At 46.2% G+C, this 10,989-nt stretch carries 10 protein-coding genes; 9 read left to right on the top strand and 1 reads right to left on the bottom strand.

The window, feature by feature from the left end; all coding sequences use genetic code 11:
• The 9 genes from D1151_RS10255 to carB all read left to right on the top strand — a co-directional run.
• Positions 1-324: hypothetical protein (locus tag D1151_RS10255; protein ID WP_207708622.1), on the top strand; the 324-nt coding region annotated here is incomplete at its 5' end.
• Positions 325-484: 160 nt separating this feature from the next.
• Positions 485-1,246: an AAA family ATPase gene (locus D1151_RS10250; protein WP_160202620.1), complete on the top strand. Its 762-nt coding sequence runs from the start codon at positions 485-487 to the stop codon at positions 1,244-1,246.
• A gap of 2 nt (positions 1,247-1,248) precedes the next feature.
• A complete protein-coding gene (locus tag D1151_RS10245; RefSeq protein ID WP_161908852.1) occupies positions 1,249-2,451 on the top strand; it encodes a 2-hydroxyacyl-CoA dehydratase family protein in 1,203 nt (400 codons plus the stop codon).
• Complete coding sequence (locus D1151_RS10240; RefSeq protein ID WP_160202622.1) at positions 2,444-3,982, top strand: 2-hydroxyacyl-CoA dehydratase family protein; 1,539 nt, start codon at positions 2,444-2,446, stop codon at positions 3,980-3,982. The genes D1151_RS10245 and D1151_RS10240 overlap by 8 nt, the downstream gene beginning before the upstream one ends.
• Before the next feature lie 284 nt (positions 3,983-4,266).
• Positions 4,267-5,064, top strand: a complete 798-nt coding sequence (locus D1151_RS10235) for an acyl-CoA dehydratase activase (RefSeq protein ID WP_161908851.1) — start codon at positions 4,267-4,269, stop codon at positions 5,062-5,064.
• Complete coding sequence (locus D1151_RS16660) at positions 5,058-5,219, top strand: hypothetical protein (protein WP_202620416.1); 162 nt, start codon at positions 5,058-5,060, stop codon at positions 5,217-5,219. The genes D1151_RS10235 and D1151_RS16660 overlap by 7 nt, the downstream gene beginning before the upstream one ends.
• A complete protein-coding gene (locus D1151_RS10230; protein WP_161908850.1) occupies positions 5,216-5,938 on the top strand; it encodes a carbon monoxide dehydrogenase in 723 nt (240 codons plus the stop codon). Before D1151_RS16660 ends, D1151_RS10230 begins: the two co-directional genes overlap by 4 nt.
• 203 nt (positions 5,939-6,141) lie before the next feature.
• The gene (gene carA, locus D1151_RS10225) at positions 6,142-7,242 is read left to right on the top strand and encodes a glutamine-hydrolyzing carbamoyl-phosphate synthase small subunit (protein WP_161908849.1); all 1,101 of its coding nucleotides are present in this window, start codon (positions 6,142-6,144) and stop codon (positions 7,240-7,242) included.
• Positions 7,242-10,418 (top strand): carbamoyl-phosphate synthase (glutamine-hydrolyzing) large subunit, encoded by a 3,177-nt coding sequence (carB, locus tag D1151_RS10220; protein WP_161908848.1) that lies wholly within the window; start codon positions 7,242-7,244, stop codon positions 10,416-10,418. Before carA ends, carB begins: the two co-directional genes overlap by 1 nt.
• 110 nt (positions 10,419-10,528) lie before the next feature.
• Here carB and D1151_RS10215 read toward each other — a convergent pair.
• Positions 10,529-10,989: DDE-type integrase/transposase/recombinase (locus tag D1151_RS10215; RefSeq protein WP_161908847.1), on the bottom strand; the 461-nt coding region annotated here is incomplete at its 5' end.

Genomic DNA, 10,989 nt, shown 5'->3' with positions numbered 1-10,989 from the left:
GATGTGCAGAAGAAGGAAGCTGATGTGCAGAAGAAGGAAGCTGATGTGCAGAAGAAGGAAGCTGATGTACAGAAGAAAGAAGCTGAAGTTGAATCCCGACAGGATGAATTAGACATTCAACAACGGGCACTGGACATTCAACAGAAGGAATTAGATGTTCAGCAGCAGGAATTGGACATTAAACAGCAGGCGTTGAGCGTGCAACAGGAGCAGCTGCATGCGCAGCGGAGAAGTATTGCGATTACACTAAAAAAGGCAGGAATTGATGTTGCGCAAATTTCGATTTTAACAGGCCTAAGTATAGAAGAGGTCTCTTCATTATGAAGAATAATGAAGAGCATAAAAGAACTGAAAATCCAAGCGGATCAAAATGATGTTCGTAAGGGAATTTCAGTTCTTTTTCTTTCTCTGATTTCCAAGGAATCTTTGACCTTTCTGTATCCACTGTGCTATACTGATAAGAGTAACAAAAGGAGGCAAATCTATGAAACATCAACCGAAAATCATTGCAGTAGCAGGAAAAGGTGGGGTTGGAAAGACCTCTGTTGCAGCGGCGATGATTAAAGTTTTAACAAAAAAATATCCAGACAAACGGATTCTTGCTATCGATGCAGATCCGGCAGTGGGTCTGGCAACGGCTCTTGGAATCCAGCCAGAAAAAACCATCGACGATATTCGTATAGAGGTGGTGGAAACTGTGGAAGACGGGCAGACCAAAGCGGCAATTGAACTGCTGGGGGAAGCCAGATATAAAATCTTTGAAACATTGACCGAAAAGGATGGATTTGCTTTTATCGCAGTGGGAAGACCCGAATCGGCGGGATGCTACTGCAAAATTAATACATATTTGAAAGATGTGATAACCTTGCTGTCAGAGGAGTTCGACTATATCGTCATCGATGGCGAAGCGGGTATTGAGCAGATTAACAGGAGAGTGATGGAAAAAGTAACGCATCTGCTTCTCATCACCGATCCAAGCCGGAAAGGCATTCAGGTCATACAGACTATCAAGTCCGTAGCAGAGCGCCTAGTTATGTATGAAGAAGTTGGTGTTATCATCAACAGAATTTTGTCTGAGGAAAGCAAGCGAGCTATCCACATAGATGAGTTACCTGTTCTGGCAGAGATTATGGCAGATGGAAAACTCAGCCAGTTTGATCTGGCGGGAGAGAACGTATTCTATCTGCCAGATGATACGGAAATTGTAAAAGGCGCTGCCAGAGCATTGCAGCAGATAGGAGTATAGACTTGAAGGACCTGAAACATCTATTTTATTTTGAAAAACTGTTAGAGGAAAGTCATAATGATTTGGTGCGTGAGGCACAAAGCCGAGGAGATATCGCTATCGGCAGCGTCTGCGCATTGATTCCGGAGGTGCTGCTCAATTTGCCGGGGACTTTTGCTGTGCGGCTTCGTGCGCCTAGGACTGGGTCCATTGAAATGGGTACCTACTATATGACTAGTTTACTTTGCGAAGGGTGCAGAGCCTATTTGGAAAGAGCTTTAGAAGGCGGCTATGAGTTTCTCGACTGCATGCTGACCCCGGACGCTTGCGCACAGATGAATCGGTGCGTAGAAAACATTGAAAAACAGGGGCTTTGCAGCAAGGAACATTTCTTTGTCACCTATGCAGATGTGCCTATGAAAGCAGATGAAACTGCTCTGAAACACTATGTAAAACAAATGCGTCTTCGGGTGCTTGCTCCGCTTCACGAAGCTTTTGACATTGACGTATCTGACGCTGCGCTGTTTCAGGCGGTAAAGGCACAAAACCAGATAAATGAGTTGATTCGCAAAATTGGTGATTTTAGAAAGTCAGAAAATCCGGTTATCACCGGCTATGAGTTTGCGGTGCTGTGCCTTGCTACTTATTGCTGTCCTCATGATCTTTTGGTTGAAAAGCTGACGGAAACCTTGGAAGAATTGAACAGCAGGGAGCCTGACGAGAAGTCTCCGTACCGCGTGCGAGTCGTTATGGCTGGCTCTGAAATCGACGACCCGGCGCTAATTAAACTGGCGGAGGAAGCCGGCGCTTATGTGGCGGCGGATCGTTTTTGCTTTGGCTCTCTTCCGGGCAGAGAGGAAATTGTGATTGAACCTGAAGAAGATCCACTGACAAGTATTTGCAGGCATTACATGGAGCACGGGCAGTGTCCTCGCTACATGAACACCGATAAAATTCGCGAGAGAAAAACTTATATAGATGCACTGGCGAAGGAGTACAACGCGGACGGTATTATTTACCAGTATATGAAGTTTTGTGATTACTGGGGCTACGAGCAGGCTGCAGCGACCCACATCATGCGTAAGGACTATGGATATCCTGTACTTTCCATCGACCACCCTTATGTTGTAGGACAAAGCGGGCAGCTGCGCACCCGCATACAGGCATTTGTGGAAAGTATAGAAATTAAGAAACTGGCAGGTCAAAAGGAGACGAAACATGAGTAAAGAAGCAGGCGGCAGGAAGCTAGGCAGTTTGTATGACGGAAAAAAAGCGAGAAAACGCAGAGAGTGGCGTGGCTTTAAAGACACTTGGTACGCCTATACACAATGGCTGAAAATCTGGAAAGTTCTCATTAAGTTTGCGGCAAAACCAAGAAACATTAAAGGCTTTTTCCGTTATCGCTGGATGCTCAATTTTTTGGCGGTGCCGGATTTTTTTGACAGACATACAGAAGGCATGCGAGATGTGCAGCTTCGAATGGCACACACCGGTCTGGGACTGATTGTAACTGATATGTGTGAAATGGTAGAGACGATTTTTAAGGCGGACCCGCGTATCGGCAACGACAAAGCACTCAGCGACCGCATTGTTATCTTTGATGAAAATATGATGAGTGAGATTATGAATGGATTTCCCAATCTGCGGTGGCTGTCGGTAGAAGTTCCATCTATTTATACCAGCGCCATGATGAATCAGACCGGCGTATCTCACTATATCGACGTAACCAGCAGATTCGGTATTCCGGGAGACGTATGTCCTATGCCGGCGGCGGAGCTTGGGCTTGCCATCGACGACGATTTTCCTCTTATTGGCAAATGCGCGGTACAGTGCAACACCACTTGCGACGGCAGCGCTATGGGAAACGGGATTGAAGCCATGCGCTTTAATATTCCGACTTTCCAGCTGGCAGTACCCATTCGCCATACCCAGGAAAGTGTGCAGGATTATGCGGCAGATGAGATTAAAAACTGTATTCGCTTTATAGAGGAAAATACCGGCGAAACCTTTGACTGGAACGCATTCTTTGCTTCTATGAAAACCTTTAACGCAGAGAGCGAGCTGACAAAGGAATGGCTGGAAATGTCCAGAACACCGTATCCGCAGGTCATTGGAGACAATCTTGCTCTTTATCGCTACGGTGTGTATCAGGCTGCAGGCGGGCGGAATATGGAATTCCTGGAAACTGACCGCAAAATCACCGCCTTGGCGCAGGAGGGTTATGCGAAAAAACTGCCTGTGGCAAAGGAAGTCAGACATAGAGCTATTACTTGGGGTGTACAGGCGGCATATTATACAGCTTTTCCGATTTGGCTGCAGAACTGCTGGGGGATTGCGGCTCTGGCAGATATGCTCAGTCTGGTTTCTATGGAGCCGATTGATACCGAAGACCCGGAAAAAGCCATTTATGATCTGGCACATCTTTACGAAAACATGATTATGCGCAACCGCTCTAACGGCGGTTATGAAGTGGGCGTCGAGGCCCTTTGGCGCTACTGCGAATATTTTAACTGTGATATGGTTATTATGTATGCGCATATGGGCTGCAAAGCCATGAGCGGGTATCACGGCATTTTTGAAGAGGAAGCCCGCAAGCGCGGCATTCATCTGATTTGGGTGACCCATGGGCTGATGAAACCGGAGGACGCATCCCGGCAGGACATGCGGACAGAAGTCAATCGCTATATGCGTACCGTGCTTCGTGAAGAACCAGTAGACCCAACCCTTGAGGAGTTCGACGACGCAAAGTGCTGGTAATGGAGTTGTCCCAATTTCCGAAGGAAATTGATGGAAACTCCTTATGCTTTGGGAGACCTAACTCAATAAGCGAAGCGAATTGTAGTAGGGCCCCTGTCAGGAGTGCAGTGCTTTAGCACGTGGCACTCTACGACTAGTTCCCACGAGCAGAGCGAGTGGCAAGACGCTAGTCGTATAATGGAGCCCGCCCAATTTCCGCTTGGTGAGTGATGGGAGCTAATAGAAACAAATAAAAACAGTGAAAACAAAACTGTGAAATAACTTAATACAAACGGAGGAAGACGATGAAATATTTTGGCGGCTGTGATGCCGGAAGTACATATACAAAATGCGTGATTCTAGATGAGACTGCAAAAATTGTAGCATCCGTGATTCTAAAAAGCAGAATTAATCCGGTTCTCAGTGCGCAGGATGCGCTGGCTGCTGCGCTGGAACAAATTCCCGAACTGAAAAATGCGGAGGATTTAACCTATTTAGTAGGCACCGGCTATGGCAGAAATAAAGTGCCGTTCGCAGACGAAAACATTTCTGAAATAAGCTGCCATGCCATGGGGGTTCATGCAGCGGCGCCGGACGTGCGCGCGATTATTGATATTGGAGGCCAGGATGTAAAGGGCATCGCCGTTGATACTGATGGAACTGTACTGAATTTTGCAATGAATGATAAATGTGCAGCGGGGACCGGAAGGTTTTTTGAAACGATGGCGAACGCCTTTGAGATGAGCCTGCCGGAGTTTTCAAAACTGTCGCTGGGCGTAAAGAACGCAATTCCAATCACGGCGCAGTGTGCGGTCTTTGCGGAGAGTGAGGTAATCTCCCTTGTAGGAGAAGGAAAGCCCATGGAAGAAATTGCAGCAGGCATTCAGATGTCTGTGGCTAAACGGTGTTTTGTTATGGCAAAGAAAGCCGGCGTGACTGACAGCATAACTTTAACCGGCGGCTGTGCAAAAAATGAAGGTTTGAAAGCTGCGATTCAAAAAGTTCTGAAGGTAGAAGTTGTCGATTTATCGGTAGATCCGCAGCTGATGGGAGCACTTGGCGCAGCGGAATTTGCAAGGCAGAAAGGAATGGCAAAATGTTAAAAATTGTACTCATGATAGCCTGTATTTTGGCAGTGCTTTTTGTGCTGAGCCTAGTTGTATTCTTTTTCAATTTAGATATGAAGATGGCAGCGAAGATGGGAACTCTTCTAAATGGACATTATGACAGAATCAAACGGGACAGGATGGACGGATGATGAAACTCTACGATGCATTGATTGAGGAGGTTTTATCTTTGACTGGGCAGGCGCAGGTGCAGTCCTGTAGCGGAAAAGCCTGGCAGCAGACAGATGACTTTGAGATGGTGATGAAAAAGGATATGGCATATGAGTTGGGCGGCGGCAGTTTGCCGGCGGTCAGCGGGCTTTTCTTTACCTCGGATGAAAGTTTGGTCCCCGAAGACGAGGTGCTGCTTTTTGGTCCAGACCTTCCGCAGCTTGAAACGGATTCATCCTATGCAAGAATTACCCTTTTAAAAGTTGAAGAAAACAGCTTTGCAGGAGAAGATGAGGCTTATGAACAATTGCGTAAGATAGAGTATACAAGGTATCATGTTTTTCCCAGGGGCTATATGATGAGGATTTCTGCTGCAGGTATGCGTGAGCCTGTTCGCATTGCAAAAAAAGCCCTGCGGGAAGGGATGACTTTTGAGAAAGTAGGGCGCTTATTCATAGAGGGATACCATACCCATCCGAAGGTAGAATGCGTCACGATTTTATTCATTACCCAGCCGGATTTTCCCTACGAAAAGTTGGCGATGCTGGCTAAAAAAGGGGAAGAAATCACAGCTTCTCTGCACCGGATTTTCGACAATCTGGTGATGGATTGCAGGGCGTGCAGTCTGAAGCCAGTCTGCGATGAGGTGGAGGGATTGCGCAGTTTACATTTTCAGGCAGCGGGTGTAGCAATGAAATAATATGATTATGAGAAAAGTAATAAAACTTGTGCGATAGAATGTAAGTTTGTGTTCTGCTGCACAAGTTTTTTACTTCGATTGTACTGAAAAAAATCCCAAAACAGCTATTGCATAAATATAAATTTACTGGTATAATCTTCCGTTAGAACGTAATAGAAAACAGCAAGAAACGCAGAATCACTTACAAAGTACAAGGAGGGCAGATGAAAGGACTTATTTATCTAGAAGACGGCAGCATATATAAGGGAAAGGGCTTTGGTGCCTGCACCACCAACGTGGGTGAACTGGTCTTTAATACAGCGATGACCGGGTATCAGAAAACATTGACCGACCCTTCCTATAGTGGACAGATCATTACCATGACTTATCCGCTTTTGGGAAACTATGGAATTAATAATGAAGACTATGAGTCAGAAAAAATTCATGCACTGGGCGCAGTATGCCAGGATTTATGTATGAAACCCAGCAACCATCGCAGCGTAAAGACCATTGACCAGTGGTTTTGCGAGCAGGGTGTTCCAGGTGTTTACGGCGTAGACACTAGAGAAATTACGAGAAAGCTCAGAAAGACCGGCAGCCAGAAGTGTGTTATTACCACAGAAGATATTCCCCTCAGTGAAATTAAAAAACTTGCAGAAGAGACAGAACTTTCGACAGACCAGATGAAAACTGCTGGCGTACAGGAGATACAGACAATAAAAACGCCGGGAAGTGACTTCCACGTAGCAGTGCTGGATTTGGGCGTGAAGCGGAGTATTCTCAAAGAACTGGCAGACCGAGGCTGCAGTATGACCATCTACCCTTACGGTACCAAAGCAAAGACTATTTTGGAGGCAAAGCCTGACGGCGTATTTTTAACCAATGGCCCAGGGGACCCTGCATCGGCAACAGAAGCGGTAGCCGTTATCGAGAAGCTTATAACCAACAGTAATTATGGCGCGGATTTAATGCCGATTTTCGGTATCTGCATGGGACATCAGCTGATCGCCCTTGCCTGCGGCGGCAGCACCTACAAAATGCAGTACGGACATCGTGGCTGCAATCACGGCGTCTTCGATAAAAATATTGGAAGAAGTTATATCACCAGCCAGAATCACGGCTACGCAGTGCAGCCGCAAAGTATTGTTCTAAAAGGGCTGGAAGCGACCCATCTGAATTTGAATGACGGAAGTGTGGAAGGGATGGCACATCTGTCAAAACCAGTTTTTTCTGTACAGTTTCATCCTGAATCAAATCCAGGTCCAAACGATACTGGATACTTATTCGATCAGTTCATCGACTTAATGAAAGGGGGAAGACTGTAATGCCTAGAGATTTTACCTTAAAGAAAGTTTTAATTATTGGCTCAGGCCCGATTATTATTGGACAGGCTGCGGAATTTGACTATGCAGGTACGCAGGCGTGTAAAGCTATCAGCGAAGAAGGCATTGAGACTATTCTCATCAACAGCAATCCAGCGACCATTATGACCGATCAGGGAATTGCAGATAAAGTTTATCTGGAGCCGATTACAGAAGAAGCTGTGGAACAGATTCTTGCAAAAGAGCGCCCGGATGGCGTGCTGGCAGGGTTTGGCGGACAGACTGGACTAAACCTTGCTATGGCGCTGGACGAAAAAGGTGTCTTTGAGAAATACGGTGTTAGACTTCTTGGCGTCAATAAAGAGTCCATCCATAAAGCCGAAGACAGGGAGGCATTTAAAGCGCTGATGCTGCAGACAGGACATCCCATTCCGCCGAGTACTATCGCAACAAGCCTGGAAGAGTGTAAGGCCTTTGTTGAAGAAATTGGATATCCTGTTATCATCCGTCCTGCATATACGCTTGGCGGCACAGGCGGCGGCATTGCCCACAACGATGAAGAACTGGAACATTTCTGCCAGTTGGGTATGGAGAAAAGTGCTATCGGGCAGATTTTGCTGGAAAAGTCTGTAGCAGGCTGGAAAGAAGTAGAATACGAGGTAATCAGGGACGGCAAGAATAATTGCATCATTATCTGCAGTATGGAAAACTTGGATCCTGTGGGCGTGCATACGGGAGACAGCATCGTCGTAGCGCCGACACAGACTTTGACCGACGGGCAATACCAGATGCTGCGTGACGCATCGCTGTCTATCATCAGAAAGCTGGAAATCGAAGGCGGCTGTAATGTACAGTTTGCGCTGAATCCGGACAAGGATGAATACATCGTCATTGAAGTGAATCCGCGCGTCAGTCGTTCGTCCGCACTTGCATCTAAAGCGGCAGGATATCCTATCGCCAAAATTGCTGCCAAAATTGCCATCGGTTATAGCCTGGATGAATTGAAGAATTATGTAACAGAAAGCTCCAGCGCCTGCTTTGAGCCGGCGCTTGACTACTGTGTTGTAAAATTCCCAAAGTGGCCTTTTGATAAGTTCCGCACTGCCTCCAGAAAACTGGGGACGCAGATGAAAGCCACCGGTGAAATCATGGCAATTGACAGAAACTTTGAGAGTGCCCTCTTAAAAGCAATCGCCTCTTTAGAAACCGAAGGAACCGGTCTGCGGGTGCCGTACGTAACTGGACTTTCTGACAGCCGCCTTATGGAAAAATTGCTTGCCTGCGATGATGAGCGTATATTTTGTATCGCAGAAGCATTCCGGCGCGGACTTGCCGGCGTAGAAGAGATTTTTGAAATGACACAAATTGACCGCTGGTTCCTTTATAAAATTGAGGGCATCGTGTTGATGGAAAAAACGCTGCAGAGCGAAGAAATTACGGCAGATTTAGTCAGAGAGGCAGAACAGCGCGGCTTTACAGACGACGAGATTCTGGGACTGACCGGCATGGAAAGAGAGGTCCTTCAGGATATCAGATTGTATCACGATATTTACCCAGTTTACAAGGTGGTCGATACCTGTGCGGGAGAATTTGACGCAGTCACGCCGTACTACTATTCCAGCTATGGCGGGGAAAATGAAAGTGTAAAGAGTACCCATGAAAAAATTCTGGTTGTCGGCTCCGGTCCCATTCGGATCGGTCAGGGCATTGAATTTGACTACTGCTGTGTGCAAGGCGTGTGGGCTTTGAAGGAACTGGGCTATGAGTCCATTATCATTAACAATAATCCGGAGACGGTCAGCACGGATTTTGATACAGCAGACAAGCTGTATTTTGAACCGCTTCATACAGACGATGTGATGAACGTGATTAAGCAGGAGAGACCGGAAGGTGTGATTCTGCAGTTTGGCGGGCAGACTTCCCTAAATCTTGCATCCAAACTGGCTGCAAGAAGTATTAAAATTTTGGGCACTCAGAATAAATATATCGATCTGGCGGAAGATAGAGAAAAGTTCTCTAGTCTTTTGGATCTGTTAGATATTGCAGCACCGAAAGGCTGCGCAGTACGAAACCAGGAGGAAGCCTTTGAAGCGGTAGAAAGACTGGGGTATCCTCTGGTAGTACGCCCGTCCTTTGTCATCGGTGGCAGAGCCATGCAGGTAGTCTATTCCGATGAGGAACTGCGGAAATATCTGAAGGAGGCGGTAAAACTTTCCCACGAGCATCCTGTCCTCATCGACAAATATGTTGAGGGCAAGGAAATTGAGGTAGATGCAGTAGCTGACGGAGAGGATGTCCTGATTCCGGGCATTATGGAACATATCGAGAGAACCGGCGTCCATTCTGGAGACAGCTGTACGGTATATCCGACTTACTCGCTGCCGGAGGAAGTACTGCAGGAACTGCTTTTCGCTACAAAACGCATCTGCCGGGCGCTACATATCGTTGGACTTGTCAATATTCAGTATGTCTGGGACGGCGAACGGATTTATGTTATCGAAGTGAATCCGCGTGCGTCAAGAACGGTGCCGATTCTCAGCAAGGTGACAAAAGTACCGATGGTAAAATTGGCAGTAGCCGTCATGACTGGCAACAAGCTGGTTGATCTTGGCTATGGCACAGGTATTTACCCTGCACAAAATTACTATGCTGTAAAAGTACCGGTATTCTCCGACGCAAAATTGACCGATGTAGATGTGGCAGTGGGACCTGAGATGAAGTCTACCGGTGAAGTATTAGGTATCGATACCGACCTGGATAAAGCCATCTATAAAGGGTTTCTGGGAACAGGAACACAGATTCCAACAGGAGGCGGCGTGTTCATTTCTCTCAAAGACCATGATAAAACAGAAGAAAGCGCAGCGGTGATAAAAGACTACATGAACATGGGATTTGTTCTATACGCCTCGGCAGGAACGGCGGCATTTTTGAAGGAATATGAAATAAAAGCGGCAGTTACCGATTACAGTGATGTGATCCCTAAAATTTCCGAAGACATTCATATTGTTATTAATACGCCGAAAGCCATCAACAAGATTGGCGCAGATACTTTCCCAATCAGGCGTGCGGCGATTGAGCACGGCTTGCCGGTGCTGACCTGTATGGATACAGCATGGGCATTTGCAAAAGCAGTGAAACAGAAACAGGAAGGCGCACAGCTGACGTACGAAGCGCTGTAATTGATAAAAATAAACATGGGAGGCTGTATCATTTTGAAACAGTCTCTTGTTTATGGGCAATTTTCTGAAAAGTGTTGTTTTGTCAATGATGTGACACCAAAAAGGGAGCATCAATTTGACGATATGGTATCATGAGAATGCAATTCTAAAGATACCCTTTTCTCCAAAGGTGTAGCCCACCCAAGGACTGGTTTAGGGGTGTTGTTGTAACGTTTTAGATAGCGGAGCATCTGCACTTTTAAATCTTCATAGGAGTAGAAATACAGGTAATTGTAAAATCGCTCCTGGTCCAATCGATGGCTGCGTTCTACTTTGCCATTGTGTCTTGGTGTGCGTGGACGAATCAGCTTGTGGGTAATGCCAAGTTCATCACAGAGTTTATCCATTGGATGTAGTTTTTTGTAGTCTTTTGGATAAGTAAATTCAGCGCCATTATCCGTTTGAATCATTTTCGGTGTATATCTAAAGAATTGGATAGCGCGCTTTATGAAATCAACGGTAGAATAAGAACTCTGTTCTTTATATGGGTAGAGGAAGCGCTGTCTGGAAGCTTCATCTATGATTGTATATT

The organism is Emergencia sp. 1XD21-10 (genome assembly GCF_009936045.1).
Taxonomy (GTDB): Bacteria; Bacillota; Clostridia; order Peptostreptococcales; family Anaerovoracaceae; genus Senimuribacter; species Senimuribacter intestinalis.
Note: the sequence above shows the minus strand (reverse complement) of the source record. Positions and strands in the feature narration are given on the sequence as shown.